Genomic DNA, 16,402 nt, shown 5'->3' on the forward strand with positions numbered 1-16,402 from the left:
GCCGCCCGGCGGTCCCGAGCAAGGAGATCCCCCATGACGATCAACGTCGTCGCGCTGTTCACGGTCAAGGAGGGCGAGGGCCCGGCCTTCGAGTCCGCCATCGCCACCGCGCGCCCCGCCATGCTCGCGCAGGAGGGCTGCGAGCGCTACGACCTGCAGCGCCGGGTGGACGACGACGCCGCGTACGTCCTGCTCGAGGCGTACGCGTCGGGCGACGCGCTGCGCCAGCACGGCTCGTCCGCGGAGTTCACCGAGCTCGTCGCGGCGGTCACCGACCTCCTCGCGGAGCCGATGGAGGTCCTGCTCCTGCGGCCGGTCGGCGACCAGCAGGGTTGATCCTCGCGCCTCAGGCGGCGGTGGACCCGAGCACCGACCTCAGATAGCGGTCGACGCCGCTCAGGTCCCCGCCGTCGGCGCGATGGCCGACGTAGCCGTCCGGGCGCACCAGCAGCTGCGTGCTCTGGCCTGCGGCGCCGACCCTGCACGTCCGCAGGACGGCTCCCCAGCGGGCCTCCAGCGCCCGGACGTCCGCGGCCGACCACCGGTCGGCCGGGCCGCGCAGCACGAGCGTGAACGACGTCGCGGAGAGGTTGCGGTGGAGCCGACCCTCGAGGCCGTCCACGACGACCTGACCGTCCGGCAGCCGGTCTCCCGCACGCACGCCGTCCGTACGCCGTCCGCTCGCGTCGACGGCGAGCGGCCCGCCGCGGTAGCCGACGTCGAGCTCCGACACCGCCCGGAACCCCGCTCGCCGCAGCGCCGGCACCCGCGCAAGCAGCGGCAGCACCCTCGGGGCCGCTCGTGGTCGGAGGAAGCGGACCAGCGGGTTCGACGACGTCGCGACACGGAACGCGCGACCGGTCGTCGCCACGACGCGCCGCGCGACCGGCAGGCGCTCGGCTTCGTAGGTGTCCAGCAGCGCGGGCGTGGCCATCCCGCGGCAGACCAGGGCGAGCTTCCAACCGAGGTTCACGGCGTCCTGGATGCCGGTGTTCATGCCCTGCCCACCGGCCGGGCTGTGGATGTGCGCCGCGTCCCCCGCGAGCAGCACCCGACCGGCGCGCAGCCGGTCGACGCACCGTTCGGAGATCGAGAAGTCCGTCATCCAGGCCGGGTCCCGGACGGTCACGCCGCCGCCGGTCTGTGCCGCGACCACCCGCTGGAGCTCGCCCAGCGTCGTCGCCCCGCGGGCTTCCGCCGGTCGCGCGGTGAGGACACGCCACGGCGCGGGGTGGGCGAGCGGGAAGAAGAAGACCAGCCCGGTCGGACCGACGTACGCATGGACGCCGTCGCCCAGACCGTCCGCCTCCACGTCGGCGAGGACGAAGGACTGCGGGTACGTCCGACCGCGGAACGCGATCCCTGCGCCCGCGCGCACCGCACTGTGGGCACCGTCGCAGCCCACGACGTACCGCGCCGTGACGCGTTCGGCGTCTCCGTCGCCACGCCCGACCGTGCACGTGACCAGGTCGCCGTCCTGCTCCACGGCGACGACCGGGCTCGCGCGCTCGACGTACACCTCGCGCCGCGCGAGGTGCCCGAGCAGGATCCGCTCGGTCTCGGCCTGCGAGAGGAAGAGCAGGAACGGGTACGCCGTCTCCGCGACCGCCGCGTCGAAGAGCGGGATCGTCGCCGCCCTCCCCCGTCCGTGCACAGTGACGCTCCCGGCGTGGTCGCCCGCTGAGACGAGATCGTCGGCGACGCCGTGCCGGTCGAGCAGCTCCAGCGTCCGTGCCTGGATGACCATCGCGCGCGACTCGTGGACCGCGTCGGGCGCCGCGTCGACGACCCTCACGTCGACACCCTGTGCCGCGAGCTCCAGCGCGAGGGCGAGACCGGTCGGACCCGCGCCGACCACCAGGACGTCGGCGGGCGCTCCCGCATCGCTCCTCGGCCGAGGATTCATGAGCCGAGCCTAGGGCGCGTCGCGTGGCTAGGCTGGCGAAGCCGACGGGGAACGAGGTGCAGGCAGTGGCGGATCGGATCGAGGACTACGCGATCATCGGCGACACCGAGACGGTCGCCCTGGTCGGGCGCACCGGCTCGATCGACTGGTGGTGCACGCCGCGGATCGACTCCGGAGCGTGCTTCGCCGCGCTCCTGGGCGACGAGAGCCACGGGCGCTGGCTGCTGCGACCGGCGGAGGAGATCGTCTCCGTCCGCCGGTGGTACCGCCACGACACGCTCGTCCTGGAGACCGAGTACGAGACGGCGAGCGGCACCGTCGCCGTGGTCGACTTCATGGCGCCGCCGGACGCGCACCCGCGGATCTTCCGGGTCGTCGAGGGCCGCACCGGCACCGTCCCGATGACGATGGACCTCGCGGTGCGCTACGACTACGGCTCGATCACCCCGTGGGTCAACAGCGTCCCTGGCGGTCAGACGCTCGTCGCCGGCGCGGACGGGCTCCGCCTCCACTCCGGCGTGCCGGTGGAGGGCAAGGACATGCGGACCGTCGCCGACTTCACGTGCAGCGAGGACCAGACCCTGGGCTTCTCGCTGGTCTGGTACGACTCCCTCACCGACCCGCCGCTCCCCCTCGACGCGCTGGCGGCGTGCTCCCGCGCCGAGAGCTGGTGGCGCGAGTGGGCGGGGCGGTGCTCGTACGAGGGCGACTGGAGCGACGAGGTGCTGCGTTCGCTGATCACCCTGAAGGCACTGTCGTACTCGCCGTCCGGAGCGATCGCCGCAGCTGCCACGACGTCGCTGCCCGAGCTCGTCGGCGGAGTCCGCAACTGGGACTACCGCTACTCGTGGCTGCGCGACGCGTCGTTCGCGCTGCAGGCGCTGGTGCTCAGCGGGTACGACTCGGAGGCGCAGGCCTGGTACCGCTGGCTGCGCCGTGCTGTCGCCGGCAGCCCCGGCGAGTTCCAGATCATGTACGGCGTGCGCGGCGAGCGGCGCCTGACCGAGATCGAGCTCGACTGGCTGCCCGGGTACGAGGACTCGCGCCCGGTCCGCATCGGCAACGCCGCCAGCGACCAGTTCCAGCTCGACGTGTTCGGCGAGGTCCTGGATGCCTCGTGGACGGCGGTCAAGGCCGATCTCGTCACCCACCCCGAGGACCTGCCAGCGCTCCGCCACCAGCAGGACGCGATGCTGCCCGCGCTCATGGAGCACCTCGAGAAGGTCTGGCAGGACCCCGACGAAGGCATCTGGGAGATCCGCGGACCACGCCGCCACTTCGTCCACTCGAAGGTGATGGCGTGGGTCGCGTTCGACCGAGCCGTCCGGATCGCCGAGCGGCTCGCCCTCACCGACGTCGTGCCGGTGCAGCGGTGGGCCGAGCTGCGCGACGCCGTGCACGCCGAGGTCTGCGAGAAGGGCTGGAGCGACGCGAAGAACAGCTTCGTCCAGTTCTACGGCGCGGACGTCGTCGACGCCTCACTGCTCATGCTCGCGCGGGTCGGCTTCCTCCCGCACGACGATCCACGCATCGTCGGCACGGTGGAGGCGGTCGAGGCCGACCTGCTCGTCGACGGTCTGCTCATGCGCTATCCGATGACGGTCGAGCACGCCGTCGACGGTCTCCCGCCCGGCGAAGGGGCGTTCGTGATGACGACGTTCTGGCTGGTCGACGCGCTGGCCCTCATCGGCCGTACGGCGGACGCCCGGGCGCTGTTCGAGCGCCTCCTGGCCCTGCGCAACGACGTCGGCCTGCTCGCGGAGGAGTACGACCCCGCCGCCGGCCGGATGCTGGGCAACTTCCCTCAGGCGTTCTCGCACCTCGGACTCATCGTGTCGGCCGCGAACCTGTCGATGGGTGAGGCCGGCCCGTTCGGAGACGTCCCGCAACCGTGACGGCGGCCGCGTCGGCGCCGGTCACGTCACGAACGTGACGCTCTCCTCCAGCGGCGCGCGTGTCGTACGGAAGCCGTTCACCGGGTGCTCCTCGTCGGCGTGGCCGAGCGCGACCGCGCAGACGACGAGCCGGTCGTCGGCGATGCCGAGGACCTCGCGCACGTGGTCGGAGTACATCGCGATCGCGGCCTGCGCGACCGTCGCGACGCCGTACGCGTGCGCGGCGTTGAGGAGGTTCGCGACGTAACCGCCGCAGTCGACGGCACCGTAGACGCCCTGCGCCCTGTCGGTCGTGATGATGGCCGCGTGCGGCGCCCCGAAGAAGGTGAAGTTCCTGAGCATCTGCGCACCACGCGCAGCCAGGTCGTCGCGCTCGATGCCGAGGCTCTCGTACAGCGCGAAGCCGGAGTCGCGGCGCCGCTGCCGGTAGACGCCGGAGTACTCCTGCGGGGTGGGCAGGTCGGAGGACGGCGCGTTCTCTTGGACGTGCGCGGTCAGGCTCGCCGCCAGCTCGCGCGTGGCGTCACCGCTCAGGAGGTGGACGTGCCACGGCTGGGTGTTGCACCACGAGGCGGTCCGCTGGGCGAGCGTCAGCACGTCGCGCAGCGTCTCCGCGGGCACCGGCTCGCTGCGGAACGCGCGGCAGCTCCACCGCTGGGCGAGCACGTCCGACAGCTGCATGAGGGGCTCCTTCGCGAGGTCGTGCGAAGGAGCCTCCCACGCGGTGTGCCGCTCGCGGCGACCGGGTCTCACCCGGCCGTCAGCACCTGCCCTCGAGCGTGAAGGTCGTCGGCTGCGCGGTGTCGTCGGCGAGCGTGCCCTCGCCCGACGCGTTCACCGAGCCGTCGTCGCCGATGATCATCGACGTGATCCGGCCCTCGAACTCCGTCGACCCGGACACCGTGACGCTGCCCGTGCCGCCGCTGACAGCGACGACGACCGTGGCGCCGTCGTCGGCGAAGGTGACGTTCAGCGTCCCCTCGTCAGGGTTGTCGCACGCCGTGGCCGCCCCGTCGACGTCGACGGAGTCGTCGGCCGTGTCGAGCTCGAACTCCATCCGGTCGTCGTCGGAGCCGCTCGTCGCACCGGTCGTCGGCGTCGCCTCGGACGGCGCGTCCGTCGTCGCGGCAGGCGTCGGTGTGTCGTCGTCGTCCGGGTCGTCGTCGCCGCAGGCCGCGGTCGCGAGCAGGACGAGGACGGCGGCAGCGGACGCCAGCGCGCGGGACGTGGTCATGGAACCCCCTGAGTGTGCGTGCACCTGGCTCCTCACGGTGTCAGGCCGACGCGCCCCCCGCACCTCGGTCGGCCTGCAGGTAGCCGAGGCTGAGCCGGACGAGCTCGTCGAGGACGACGTCGCGCGGGATCGGCGGCGCGTCGAGGACCCAGCGGACGGCGAGGTTCTCGACCGCGAGCACCAGCACCCACGCGACGACGGTCGGCTGCCGTGGCGACGGCTCTCCGGCGCGGCTGGCGGCGAGGTACGCGGCGACGAGGTCCTGCACGCGACGCTCGAGCGCTGCGCGGCGTGCGGCGTTCTGCCGAGCCGGGAGCTCCTCGAACACGACACGGAGCAGGTCGGCGTTCTCCTCGAGCGCGGTCAGCAGCGCATCCGCGCACGCGCGGACCATCGCGGGACCGACCTCGCCGAGCCGGTCGACGAGCGACGCGGCGACCTGGTCCGACACGTCGTCGGAGTAGCGGTCGACGATGGCGGCGACGATCGCGTGCTTGTTCGGGAAGTACTGGTAGAGCGACCCCGGGCTGATCCCTGCCGCGTCGGCGACCCGGTTCGTCGAGAAGGCGTCGTAACCATCGCTCAGCAGCACCTCGCGGCCCGAGGCGAGGATGCGGTCGACGGTGGCCCGCGAGCGGGCCTGACGTGGCTGCTTGCGTGGGCGGAGGGCGTCGGGGCTGCCGTACGGCGGTGGTCCGGGCGCGGTCATGGCGCTCAGCATACGACTGGTATGCGAGTCCTGGCTCGCGTCAGGATGGAGCCATGACGACGCTCGAGAGCGCCCCGGCCGCGCCCGGCTCCCCCACCCTCCCGACCCGTTTCCGCGAGTACGAGGAGCGCAGCGCCCGCATCGCGAAGCCGTTGCGCCTCGTCGGCCGGGTCCACGCGGTCGACGAGGAGCTGATGGCCCGCATCGGTGCCGGCTTCCTCGAGCGCGACGAGGTCGGTCACCGCCTCGCGGAGGCGATGCGTTTGCGAGCCGACGCCCCCGGACGGGTGTCGATGCGCGACTTCGCGGCCCGGCTCGCCGACCCAGCCGCGGTGCCCGACGCGCCCGCAGCGCTCACGGACTTCTTCACCGCGGTCGAGGCCACGCCGGACTGGGTCGACCTCGACCTGATCGCCGAGGCGGGCCGGGTGCAGCGCCGGTTCGGCCGCAACGCCGCCGACGTCCTCCTCCAGCTGTCGCTGATCGGCGGCTACCGGTTCGGCGGGCCGACCGACCTGCTCGTCGCCACCGGCGGCCTGACCGGCGACATGACACGACGCCGCCTCGCCGAGACGCAGAAGTGGGCGGTCGCCCTCGCACAGCCCGACGCCCTCCTCCCGTACGGCGAGGGCTGGCGCCTGACCGTCCACGTCCGCGCGATGCACGCCCTCGTGAACCACACGTTCGAGCCCACGTGGGACGTGGCGCGGTGGGGACTGCCGATCAACCAGACCGACCAGGCCGCGACCCTCGGCCTGTTCGACGGCGTCCTCCTCCTCGGTGCGCGCTCACTCGGCGTACCGGTGACTCGTCACGAGTCGCGCGCCGTCATGCACCTCTGGAAGTACGTCGGATGGCTGATGGGCGTCGACGACCTCTGGCTGGTCGACACCGAACGCGAGCGGCACCGGCTGAACTACCACCTCGTGCTCGCACAGGCCGACATCTCCGACGCGGGACCGCAGCTCGCGCAGTCGATCATCGAGACGCTGCGCGACCTCCCGCGCGGCGCCGTACGCCAGGAGCGCACCCTGTCGATGCTCACGACGTTCCTCGGTCCCCGCAGCATGCGCGAGCTGGGACTTCCTGTCCGGCTCCCGTGGGCGACGCTGGCCACGATCGCCGAGAACACCGTGCGCTACCGGGTGCTCGGCCGCGGCGAGGCGGGGCGCCGCAGGCTCGAGGCGTGGGGCGACAGGGTCGCGGCCGACCTCCTGCGCGACTACTACGGGGACGACGCCGCCCAGGACGTCGGCGCGCTGCGCTGACGCACCACGGCGGACGCGAGCCCGACGAAGACCACGCCCATGACGGCGTCGAGCACCCAGTGGTTCGCCGTCGCCACGACCACCAGCGAGGTCACGACCGGATACAGCCAGACGAGTCGGCGGGCGGCGACGCCCTGCCAGCAGGTGCGCAGTGCGAGCGCGACCCAGATCGCCCAACCGACGTGCATCGACGGCATCGCGGCGAGCTGGTTCGTGATGCCTCCCCCGCCCGGCGGTGCGGCGTCGCCCCACCAGCCCCACCCAGCCGTCTGGCCGAGGATGTCGGGATACCCGGGGAGGAGGCGCGGCGGCGCCGTCGGCAGGACCAGGTAGACCACCAGCGCCGCCAGGGTCGCCACGACCAGAACGTCGCGGACGTGCCGGTAGTGCTCGGGGTGCCGCACCCAGACATGCAGGAGCACCGTCGCGGTGACCACGTAGTGGGCGATCGCGTAGAACCCGGAGCACACGACGGCGACGGCCAGGTGCGCGCTGGTCCACGTCGCCACCGCCCGCTCGACGTCGAGGCCGAAGAAGCCCTCGATGCCGACGACCCGGGAGGCGACGTGGACGGCCGAGCCGACGTCGTCCGCGGCGGCGAGGCGCGTGAACGAGTAGGCGACGAACAGCGCGCCGAGGAGCACCAGCTCGCGCGGCCCGCGCGCGTCGCGCCGCCGCACGACCGTGCGGGGCCGTGCGGCCGTGCGGCGCCGTGCGGACCCGCCCTGCACGCCCTTCGCCATCGCGCCGATCAGTGGACGGCCGGAAGCATCTCGCCGGCCTGACGCCGCGGAAGGAAGGCGGCGATCGCGAAGGCCACGAAGGCAGCGAGCGCACCGAGCGCGAGGACGAGCCGCAGCCCGTCCTCCGACGGCACCACGTGGCCGCCCAGGTCGAGCGTCATCTGCGCCAGGACCACACCGGCCACGGCACTCGAGACGGAGGTGCCGATCGAGCGCATCAGCGTGTTGAGTGCGTTCGCCGCCGCCGTCTCGGTGACGGGCACCGCCGACATGATCAGAGCGGGCATCGCCCCGTACGCCATCCCGACCCCGACGCCGGTGATCACGGCAGCGGCGACGAAGTGCCACACCTCGGACATGAAGAACACCGTGAAGAGGTAGCCGAGACCGACCACGAGAGCTCCGGCCATCAGGGAGACCTTGGGCCCGTACAGGCGGGAGACCTTCGCCGAGACCGGTGCGATCAGCATCATCACGATCCCGGAGGGTGCCATCACGAGGCCGACCTCGAGCATCGAGCCGCCGAAGCCGTAGCCCGTCGCCTCGGGGACCTGGATGATCTGCGGCACGACGAGCGACAGCCCGAACATCGCGAAGCCGAGCATGATCGACGCGAGGTTCGTCAGCAGGACCTGGCGACGGACAGTCGTCCGGAGGTCGACCAGCGGGTCGGTCGTCCGGAGCTCCCAGACGGCCCAGAGGACGAGCGCGACGAGCGCGAGCGCGGCGAATCCGAGCGTGCGCCCGGAGGCCCAGCCCCAGGTCCCGCCCTTCGAGATCGCGAGCAGCATCGAGAACAGCCCGACCGAGAGCCCGACGGCTCCGACGGCGTCGAATCGTCCACCGCTCTTCAGGTCGGCCGCAGGGACGAGCGTCAGCACGCCGACGAGCGCGACGACGCCGGCGACCGCCGAGGTCCAGAAGAGGACGTGCCACGAGAAGTTGTCGGCGATCAAGGCAGCGGCGGGCAGGCCGAGCGCGCCACCGATGCCGAGCGACGCACTCATGAGCGCGACTGCGCTGCCGAGCTTCTCGGGCGGGAGCTCGTCGCGCATGATGCTGATGCCCAACGGGATCACGCCGGAGGCGAGCCCCTGCAGCGCACGCGCCACGATCAGCACCGCCAGGGTGTCGGCGAGTGCGCCGAGCACCGATCCGGCGACGAGGACCACCAGGCTGAGGATGAGCATCTTCCGCTTGCCGAACATGTCGCCCAGGCGCCCGACGATCGGCACGGCGACGGCGCTCGCGAGGAGCGTCGCAGTGATCGCCCACGCGGTGTCGGCAGCATCGGCGTGGAGCAGGGTCGGGAGCTCGGGGACGATCGGGATCACCAGGCTCTGCATGAGCGCGACGACGATGCCGGCGAACGCGAGCACCGCGACGATGACCGACGGCGACCGCGCGGGGAGGTCCTGACGTGTTCCGTCAGGGGCGAGTGTGGCGGTCATGGAACTCCTCGGAGGGGGGCGTGCTGGAACGGAGCAACTTTAAGTCAAGTGCTTGACTTATTCAAACAGGTAGGATTCTCCATGTCCCGACGAACGAGGTGGATGTGACCAGAACCACGAGCCGTGACGCCCGCGCTGCGGCGACCCAGGAGGCGATCCTCACCACGGCCGAGCAACTCTTCGCCGAGCACGGCATCGCGAACGTCTCCAACCGCCAGATCAGCGAGGCGGCCGGGCAGGGCAACAACGCCGCGGTCGGCTACCACTTCGGCACGAAGACCGATCTCGTCCGCGCCATCGCCCAGAAGCACGCCGAAGCGATCACTGCCATCCGCGAGCGGATGCTCGCCGAGATGGACGAGTCGGCGGATCTGCGCGACTGGGTGGCCTGCCTCGTCGAACCTGTCGCCGAGCACCTCGACGACCTCGGCGACCAGACCTGGTACGCGCGGTTCACCGCACAGCTCTCGACCGATCCCGCGCTCCGGTTGCTGGTCGACCGCCAGACCGCCGACGACGACAGCATCCGCGCCGTCATCGCCGGCATCGAGCGCCACCTCCCTGCGATGCCGCCGGAAGTCTGGCGGGCGCGGGCCACGATGATGCGCTACCTGCTGACGCAGATGAACGCCGAACGCGAGCGGGCGATCGCCGACGGCGCCCCGATCGACCGCGAGCGCCGGGCGACGACGGTGGCGCTCGTGGACGCCATCACCGGCATGCTCCAGGCCCCGGTCACCGCGGTCTGACCCTCAGGCCCCGAGCCGCATCCGGTCGACGACGTGCTCCGCGATCGCCAGGCTCGACGTGGCGGCCGGCGAGGGAGCGTTGCGGACCGCCGTGACCCCGTCGCGCTGCTCGAGCACGAAGTCGTCGATGAGAGACCCGTCGCGCGCGATCGCCTGAGCCCGGAGCCCGAGCCCCCGTCGACTGACGTCCGCGGCGCCGATCTCCGGGACGTACCGCTGAGCCGCCGCCATGTACGCCCGCTTGGAGAGGACTCCGCCCAGCTCCGAGAGCCCCGTACGCCAGTGGTGACCGGCGAACCGCCAGAACCCCGGTGCGCCCAGGGTCGCCGCGAGATCGCGGGGCGACACGGACGCTCGGCCGTACCGCTGTCGGCTGAACGCGAGGAACGCGTTGGGTCCGACCTCCAGCCCGCCCGTGACGCGGCGGGTGAAGTGCACGCCGAGGAACGGGTAGCGCGGATCGGGCACCGGATAGATCATGCCGCGGACGAGCTCCTGCTTCTCCGCGGCGACCGTCATGTACTCGCCGCGGAAGGGGATGATGCGTGGCTCCGGTTCGCCGCCGGCGAGCGCGGCGACGCGATCGCTCTCGAGCCCCGCGCAGACGACCAGTCGGTCGACGCGCAACGCTCGTGGTCCGGCCGTCACGACGACCGAGCCCGCGCGGTGTTCGATCGCGGTCACCGGCGAGCCGAGGTGGATCTCTCCGCCGGAGGCGACGATGTCCTCCCCGATCGCGCGGGCGACCGCGACGAAGTCGGTGATCGCGGTCGCGGGCGAGTGCAGCGCCACGATGCCGGCCGCGTGCGGCTCGATGTCGGTGATGCCTGTGCCATCCACGCGCACGAGACCCGGCACGCCGTTCTCCCGAGCGGTCCTCTCGAGCGCGTCGAACCGCTGCATCTCGTCGTCGTCAACCGCGACCACGAGCTTGCCGCACTCGGTGTACGGGATGCCGCGATCGGCGCAGAACTCCTTGAGCAGGCCCCTCCCCCGCGTGCACAGCTGCGCCTTCAGACTGCCGGGTCGGTAGTAGATCCCCGCATGGACGACACCCGAGTTGTGCCCGGTCTGGTGGGCGCCGAGCCTCTCCTCCCTCTCGAGCACCACGACCCGCGTCCCCGGGAGCCGTCGGGCGACCTCGCGGCCGATCGCCAGTCCGACGATGCCGCCACCGACGATGCCGACGGTCCGGGTGCGTGCGGCGGGGCTCGGGCTCGTCATGGGACGAATGTAGGCGGACCGCGCCACCCGCTGTAGTCTCGGTCGCCGTGACGAATGTCGTCGGGCCACGGGCCGTCTTCGGAGTGGTCGTCCCCTCCACCAACACCGTCGTCGAGCACGACTACTGGCGCGCCGGCGTCGAGGGCGTGGCGTTCCGCGCCGGGTCGATGCACATCGCCGACCCGTCGATGGACGGCGACGCCGGCTTCGAGGCGCTCCTCGTCCAGATCCGCGCGTCGATCGACACCGCGGTCCGCGACGTGATGACCGCCGAACCCGACCGCCTCGTGATGGGCATGTCGGCGGAGACGTTCTGGGGCGGTGTCGAGGGCAACGCCGCGTTCGAGCGACGGCTGCGTGACGCGACCGGCCTGCCGGTGACGACGGGTGCGAGCTCGTGCCGCGCGGCGCTCGAGACGCTGGGCGCGCGTCGTGTCGCGGTCTTCTCGCCGTACCAGCCCGTCGCGGACGTCGAGGTCGGCCGCTTCTTCACCGAGGCGGGCTTCGAGGTCGCGGCGATCACCGGCCTCCGCTGCGCCACAGCGACCGACATCGCGCGCGTCGACGAACCGCGCCTCCGTGCGGTGGTCGCCGAGCTGGACGGCCCAGACGTGGACGCGATCGTCCAGGTCGGCACCAACCTGTCGTTCGTGGCGCTGTCCGAGACGCTGGAGGCCGAGCTCGGCAAGCCGGTCGTCGCGATCAACGCCGCCACCGTGTGGCACGCGCTGCGCGAGCACGGCATCGACGACCGGGTCGAGGGCTCCGGCTCGCTCCTGCGCGAGCACTGACGCCTACCGCCGGCTCGACGCCTGGTCAGCCTGCGCGGTGCCGGACCCAGACGTTCGCCTCGACGTAGACCGCGTGCCCCTGCTCGACGTCGCAGTGCACCGGCGCGAGGGCACCGGGCACGTGGACGGGGCCGGTGGTGTCGAACGGCAGCCCGGTCCACCGGCGCCAGTCGTCGAGGGTGCCGGGCACGACCATCGATCGAGGCGCAACGGTCTCGATGACGCCGCCGGCACGCACGTGGGTGCGGAGCCACGAGTCCTCGGGAAGCCCGTCGGGACGGACGCGTACGGCGTACTCCTCCATCGGCACGTCCGGGAACGCGTGCTTGTCGCTCGGTCGCACGGGTGCGACGAGCGTGTCGAAGCCGAGGCGGGCGGTGTTGGCGCGCATCTCCGCGAGCATCCGGCCTGACAGGCCCTGTCCGCGCTGGTCGGGCTGGACGCAGATCTCCAGCGCGGACACGATGGTCGGCGTCGTGCCGAGGGTCCGGTTGATCGCGGAGCGCTGGATCATCCGGTCCCACCCGCCGGGTGGCAGCGGGTCGTCGCCCCACGCGACCGGCACGCTGAAGGCGCAGGCGACGGCGCGGTCGGGCACCTCCGGGTCGAGCGCGACGAGCACGTACTCCGGGTAGGCCTCCTCGGCCACCGCGTAGTAGACCGCGCCCATCGGGTCCCACCGCATGAACTCCGGCCACGCCCCGTCGAACCCGTCCAGCAGCGGCGCGAGGTCGGGGCGTGCCGCCAGGGTCACCACCTCAAGATTCCGAGTCATGGCCGCAGATTACGCGGCTGGAGAGTTTGCGCTTCGGCACCGTCGGGTACACGCTGGCCGTGATGACCGCTTTATCCCCTTTTCGAGTTGTCGCCGCCACCCTGCTGGCCGCTCCCCTCGTCCTTGCTCCCGCGACGACCCTCGCGGCGCCCGCGGAACACAGCGCCGGGACAGCCGCCGCGGCCGTGGCGGCCCCCACGGCGCTGAGCGCCCGCGCCACCGCCCGTACGACCGTGCGCGTGGGGTCGTACAACGTGCACAAGGACGACCGCAGGATGCCGTGGACGGCGAAGCGTCGTGACCGGGTCGCTCGGCAGATCCTCGGCAACCGCTTCGACGTCGTGGCGCTCCAGGAGACCCACGGGATGTTCAACTTCCCCTCGCTGCGCCGCAAGGTCGCGCACCGCTTCGCGGCCACCGCCCGCTGCGGACGGGTCAAGGGGACGGAGATCCGTGACACCCGGACGCGCATCCTGTACGACCGCAGCCGCTACTCCGGGTCCCGCACGATCTCCGGACGGATCCTGCTCGACCGCACGCACGCGCCTCCCTCCGAGTACGCGTGCTACCAGCTGATCACGCAGAAGGCGACCGGTGCGAAGTTCCTCGTGGTGTCAGCGCACCTGGTCACCGGCACAGGACGCGCGAAGGACCTCAAGCGCTACCAGGAGACCCGCAACCTCATCAACGACGCCCTCGCCGTCCGCAGGGCCCACGGCGCGACCTGGCCGATCGTCTGGGCCGGTGACTACAACTCCTCGGGGTCGCGCCGGTACACCTTCGACGCCCCCAAGCGCGCCATGCGGCAGCTGGTGGGCGCTCGGGACGCGTACGCCGTGGCAAGAACCCGCAAGCACGGCAGCTACAACAGCGCCAACCAGCTCCGGCGCGTGCCGTGGCGCACCCATCACCACGTCGACCACGTCTACGTGTCACCCGGGATCGGAGTCAGCGCCTTCCGCGTCGTGGTCCGGTTGTCGGGCAGGCTCTACAAGACACCCTTCGCCTCCGACCACAACCCGATCCGCGCCACCCTGCGAATTCCGTACTGATACGCCCGGTTAGCCTCTTTTGGGGGTTTGCCAACAGGGAGGTGCACGACGTGTCGAGCGTCGACGAAAAGCTGCAGGACGTCTACGACGAGGTTCTGCGTCGCAATCCGGGTGAGGCTGAGTTCCACCAGGCGGTCCGCGAGGTGCTGGTCAGCCTCGGGCCGGTGGTCTCCAAGCGACCGGAGTACGTCGACGCAGCCGTCATCCGACGCATCTGCGAGCCGGAGCGCCAGATCATCTTCCGCGTCCCGTGGGTCGACGACGCCGGACGGGTCCAGATCAACCGGGGCTTCCGCGTCGAGTTCAACTCCGCGCTCGGCCCGTTCAAGGGCGGCCTGCGCTTCCACCCCAGCGTCTACCTGGGCATCGTGAAGTTCCTCGGCTTCGAGCAGGTCTTCAAGAACGCCCTCACCGGCATGCCGATCGGCGGCGGCAAGGGCGGCTCGGACTTCGACCCGAAGGGCCGCAGCGACGCCGAGGTGATGCGCTTCTGCCAGTCCTTCATGACCGAGCTCTACCGGCACATCGGCGAGTACCGCGACGTCCCCGCGGGTGACATCGGCGTCGGAGGCCGCGAGATCGGCTACCTGTTCGGCCAGTACAAGCGGATCACCAACCAGTACGAGTCCGGGGTCCTCACCGGCAAGGGCCTCACGTGGGGCGGCTCGCAGGTCCGCAAGGAGGCGACCGGCTACGGGACGGTCTTCTTCGTCTCCGAGATGCTGAAGGCCGCCGGTGACTCGTTCGACGGCAAGCGCGTCGTGGTCTCCGGCTCCGGCAACGTCGCGACGTACGCCATCGAGAAGGTGCACGAGCTCGGCGGCACCGTCGTCGCGTGCTCGGACTCCAGCGGCTACGTCGTCGACGAGGCGGGGATCGACCTCGACCTCCTCAAGGAGGTCAAGGAGGTGCGTCGCGGCAGGATCTCGGACTACGCGGAGCTGCGGGGCAACGGCGTCCACGCCACGACCTCCGGGTCCATCTGGGACGTCTCGTGCGACATCGCGCTGCCGTCGGCGACGCAGAACGAGCTCGACGGCGACGACGCGATCGCCCTGGTCAAGAACGGCTGCACGATCGTCGCGGAGGGCGCCAACATGCCCGCGACGCCGGAGGCCGTCGCGGTCTTCGAGGAGGCCGGCGTGCGCTTCGCGCCGGGCAAGGCCGCCAACGCGGGCGGCGTCGCGACCAGTGCCCTCGAGATGCAGCAGAACGCGTCGCGCGACTCGTGGACCTTCGAGCACACCGAGGAGCGCCTCGCCGAGATCATGCGCGGCATCCACGACCGGTGCGCGGAGACCGCCGACGAGTTCGGCACCCCCGGCAGCTACGTCGCCGGCGCCAACATCGCGGGCTTCATCCGGGTGGCCGACGCCATGCTCGCGCTCGGCGTGGTCTGACCCGGAGAGCACACCCCCTCGCCCTGACCCCGCTTCCAGCGCACACTGACGGATGGGGGGCTCATCATGAGACTGGCATCGTTCAACGTCGAGAACCTGTTCGCCCGGCCGAAGGCCATGGCCGAGGACCAGGGCACATCGGCTGCCCGCAAGAAGGTGCTCGCAGCCCATGCGCGGCTCGCCGCGCTGCTGGACCGCGAGAGCTACGCCGGTGTCGAGGACGACATCCTCACGCAGCTCGGCGTGCTCGGCCTGCTGACCTCCGACAGCGGGCCGTACGCGCGTCTGCGCAAGATGCGCGGCCAGCTGCTGCGCCGCCCGCGCACGGGTCCGGTGACGCTCGCCGCGCGAGGCCGCGCCGACTGGGTCGGCTGGGTCGAGCTCGTGACCGTCCCCGTCAACGTCGTCGCGACCGAGAACACCGCGCGCGTGCTGGACGCGCTCGAGGCCGACGTCGTGACCGTGGTCGAGGCCGACAACCGTCCCGACCTCCACCTGTTCTCGGAGACGCTGCTCCGTGCGGTCGGCGGGACGTCGTACGAGCAGGTCATGGTCGTGGAGGGCAACGACGAGCGCGGCATCGACGTCGGCATGCTCGCGTACTCGGACTATCGCCTCGTGCAGATGCGCAGCCACATCTTCGACCGCGACGAGTCGGGGACGGTGTTCTCGCGGGACTGCTGCGAGTACCACCTGGAGACTCCGCTCGGCAACCGTCTGGTGGTGCTGGCCAACCACTTCAAGTCCAAGGGCTACAGCTCCCCCGGTGACCCGATCGGGAGCGCGAAACGGCACCGTCAGGCCACCCGGGTCGCGCGGATCGTCCGCTCGCTGCACGACGAGGGCTTCGACCTGATCGCCGTGACGGGTGACCTCAACGACGACCCCGGCAGCGACGCCCTCGCGCCCCTGCTGGTGGACAGCAAGCTCACCGACATCAGCGCGCACCCGGCGTTCGACTGGAACCATCGCCGAGGCACGTACGGCTCGGGCAACGAGAAGGACAAGATCGACTACGTCCTGCTGTCCGACGCGCTCTTCGCGCACGCCGAGGGCGGCGGCGTCTTCCGCAAAGGGGTGTGGCGGGGTCCCCGCACCAAGGATCCGTGGGAGATGTTCCCCACGCTCACGTCGAAGGTCGAGGAGGCCTCGGACCACGCGGCGATCTACGCCGACCTGTCCGGCGTGTGACCGGTCGCGTGGTC

16 protein-coding genes are annotated in these 16,402 nt (G+C 71.6%); 8 read left to right on the forward strand and 8 right to left on the reverse strand.

Annotated elements, in window-relative coordinates; all coding sequences use genetic code 11:
- Positions 1-33 precede the first annotated feature (33 nt).
- Complete coding sequence (locus tag GH747_RS21120) at positions 34-336, forward strand: putative quinol monooxygenase (protein WP_163695873.1); 303 nt, start codon at positions 34-36, stop codon at positions 334-336.
- 10 nt (positions 337-346) lie between these two features.
- Here the strand turns inward: GH747_RS21120 and GH747_RS21125 are convergent, their stop codons facing one another.
- Complete coding sequence (locus GH747_RS21125) at positions 347-1,906, reverse strand: FAD-dependent oxidoreductase (protein WP_149771607.1); 1,560 nt, start codon at positions 1,904-1,906, stop codon at positions 347-349.
- A gap of 65 nt (positions 1,907-1,971) precedes the next feature.
- Here GH747_RS21125 and GH747_RS21130 point away from each other — a divergent pair, with 65 nt between their 5' ends.
- A complete protein-coding gene (locus GH747_RS21130) occupies positions 1,972-3,801 on the forward strand; it encodes a glycoside hydrolase family 15 protein (RefSeq protein ID WP_149771608.1) in 1,830 nt (609 codons plus the stop codon).
- A 21-nt stretch (positions 3,802-3,822) separates the two neighbouring features.
- Here the strand turns inward: GH747_RS21130 and GH747_RS21135 are convergent, their stop codons facing one another.
- The 3 genes from GH747_RS21135 to GH747_RS21145 form a co-directional block, all read right to left on the reverse strand.
- Positions 3,823-4,482, reverse strand: coding sequence for a nitroreductase (locus GH747_RS21135; RefSeq protein ID WP_149771609.1), 660 nt, complete (start codon positions 4,480-4,482; stop codon positions 3,823-3,825).
- 79 nt (positions 4,483-4,561) lie between these two features.
- Positions 4,562-5,035 (reverse strand): hypothetical protein, encoded by a 474-nt coding sequence (locus GH747_RS21140; protein ID WP_149771610.1) that lies wholly within the window; start codon positions 5,033-5,035, stop codon positions 4,562-4,564.
- A 40-nt stretch (positions 5,036-5,075) separates the two neighbouring features.
- Positions 5,076-5,744: a TetR/AcrR family transcriptional regulator gene (locus GH747_RS21145; RefSeq protein WP_149771611.1), complete on the reverse strand. Its 669-nt coding sequence runs from the start codon at positions 5,742-5,744 to the stop codon at positions 5,076-5,078.
- A gap of 53 nt (positions 5,745-5,797) precedes the next feature.
- Here GH747_RS21145 and GH747_RS21150 point away from each other — a divergent pair, with 53 nt between their 5' ends.
- The gene (locus tag GH747_RS21150; protein ID WP_149771612.1) at positions 5,798-7,012 is read left to right on the forward strand and encodes an oxygenase MpaB family protein; all 1,215 of its coding nucleotides are present in this window, start codon (positions 5,798-5,800) and stop codon (positions 7,010-7,012) included.
- Here the strand turns inward: GH747_RS21150 and GH747_RS21155 are convergent.
- The gene (locus tag GH747_RS21155) at positions 6,970-7,755 is read right to left on the reverse strand and encodes a phosphatase PAP2 family protein (RefSeq protein WP_149771613.1); all 786 of its coding nucleotides are present in this window, start codon (positions 7,753-7,755) and stop codon (positions 6,970-6,972) included. The two genes, GH747_RS21150 and GH747_RS21155, sit on opposite strands and share 43 nt — an antisense overlap.
- A gap of 8 nt (positions 7,756-7,763) precedes the next feature.
- Entirely contained in the window at positions 7,764-9,206 is a 1,443-nt protein-coding gene (locus GH747_RS21160; protein WP_149771614.1) for an MFS transporter, read from the reverse strand.
- Positions 9,207-9,310: 104 nt separating this feature from the next.
- Here GH747_RS21160 and GH747_RS21165 point away from each other — a divergent pair, with 104 nt between their 5' ends.
- Complete coding sequence (locus tag GH747_RS21165; RefSeq protein WP_149771615.1) at positions 9,311-9,955, forward strand: TetR/AcrR family transcriptional regulator; 645 nt, start codon at positions 9,311-9,313, stop codon at positions 9,953-9,955.
- 3 nt (positions 9,956-9,958) lie between these two features.
- On the opposite strand, the gene lhgO is transcribed toward GH747_RS21165, so the two are convergent.
- Entirely contained in the window at positions 9,959-11,179 is a 1,221-nt protein-coding gene (lhgO, locus tag GH747_RS21170; protein WP_149771616.1) for an L-2-hydroxyglutarate oxidase, read from the reverse strand.
- Positions 11,180-11,226: 47 nt separating this feature from the next.
- Here lhgO and GH747_RS21175 point away from each other — a divergent pair, with 47 nt between their 5' ends.
- Positions 11,227-11,970: a maleate cis-trans isomerase family protein gene (locus tag GH747_RS21175; protein WP_149771617.1), complete on the forward strand. Its 744-nt coding sequence runs from the start codon at positions 11,227-11,229 to the stop codon at positions 11,968-11,970.
- A gap of 25 nt (positions 11,971-11,995) precedes the next feature.
- On the opposite strand, the gene GH747_RS21180 is transcribed toward GH747_RS21175, so the two are convergent.
- Entirely contained in the window at positions 11,996-12,745 is a 750-nt protein-coding gene (locus tag GH747_RS21180; protein ID WP_149771618.1) for an N-acetyltransferase, read from the reverse strand.
- Positions 12,746-12,807: 62 nt separating this feature from the next.
- On the opposite strand from GH747_RS21180, the gene GH747_RS21185 reads away from it, so the two are divergent.
- The 3 genes from GH747_RS21185 (at position 12,808) to GH747_RS21195 (ending at position 16,388) form a co-directional block, all read left to right on the forward strand.
- Complete coding sequence (locus GH747_RS21185; protein WP_149771619.1) at positions 12,808-13,797, forward strand: endonuclease/exonuclease/phosphatase family protein; 990 nt, start codon at positions 12,808-12,810, stop codon at positions 13,795-13,797.
- Positions 13,798-13,847: 50 nt separating this feature from the next.
- A complete protein-coding gene (gene gdhA / locus GH747_RS21190) occupies positions 13,848-15,197 on the forward strand; it encodes an NADP-specific glutamate dehydrogenase (RefSeq protein ID WP_149771620.1) in 1,350 nt (449 codons plus the stop codon).
- A 66-nt stretch (positions 15,198-15,263) separates the two neighbouring features.
- Complete coding sequence (locus GH747_RS21195; protein ID WP_149771621.1) at positions 15,264-16,388, forward strand: endonuclease/exonuclease/phosphatase family protein; 1,125 nt, start codon at positions 15,264-15,266, stop codon at positions 16,386-16,388.
- Positions 16,389-16,402 lie beyond the last annotated feature (14 nt).

The sequence above is a fragment of the Mumia xiangluensis genome (genome assembly GCF_010994095.1).
Classification (GTDB): Bacteria; Actinomycetota; Actinomycetes; order Propionibacteriales; family Nocardioidaceae; genus Mumia; species Mumia xiangluensis.

Excerpts from the sequence above, each read along its gene's own strand:
- GH747_RS21120 (WP_163695873.1), top strand. The coding sequence starts at position 34 with ATGACGATCAACGTCGTCGCGCTGTTCACGGTCAAGGAGGGCGAGGGC.
- GH747_RS21125 (WP_149771607.1), bottom strand. The coding sequence starts at position 1,906 with ATGAATCCTCGGCCGAGGAGCGATGCGGGAGCGCCCGCCGACGTCCTG.
- GH747_RS21135 (WP_149771609.1), bottom strand. The coding sequence starts at position 4,482 with ATGCAGCTGTCGGACGTGCTCGCCCAGCGGTGGAGCTGCCGCGCGTTC.
- GH747_RS21140 (WP_149771610.1), bottom strand. The coding sequence starts at position 5,035 with ATGACCACGTCCCGCGCGCTGGCGTCCGCTGCCGCCGTCCTCGTCCTG.
- GH747_RS21145 (WP_149771611.1), bottom strand. The coding sequence starts at position 5,744 with ATGACCGCGCCCGGACCACCGCCGTACGGCAGCCCCGACGCCCTCCGC.
- GH747_RS21150 (WP_149771612.1), top strand. The coding sequence starts at position 5,798 with ATGACGACGCTCGAGAGCGCCCCGGCCGCGCCCGGCTCCCCCACCCTC.
- GH747_RS21155 (WP_149771613.1), bottom strand. The coding sequence starts at position 7,755 with ATGGCGAAGGGCGTGCAGGGCGGGTCCGCACGGCGCCGCACGGCCGCA.
- GH747_RS21160 (WP_149771614.1), bottom strand. The coding sequence starts at position 9,206 with ATGACCGCCACACTCGCCCCTGACGGAACACGTCAGGACCTCCCCGCG.
- lhgO (WP_149771616.1), bottom strand. The coding sequence starts at position 11,179 with ATGACGAGCCCGAGCCCCGCCGCACGCACCCGGACCGTCGGCATCGTC.
- GH747_RS21180 (WP_149771618.1), bottom strand. The coding sequence starts at position 12,745 with ATGACTCGGAATCTTGAGGTGGTGACCCTGGCGGCACGCCCCGACCTC.
- GH747_RS21185 (WP_149771619.1), top strand. The coding sequence starts at position 12,808 with ATGACCGCTTTATCCCCTTTTCGAGTTGTCGCCGCCACCCTGCTGGCC.
- GH747_RS21195 (WP_149771621.1), top strand. The coding sequence starts at position 15,264 with ATGAGACTGGCATCGTTCAACGTCGAGAACCTGTTCGCCCGGCCGAAG.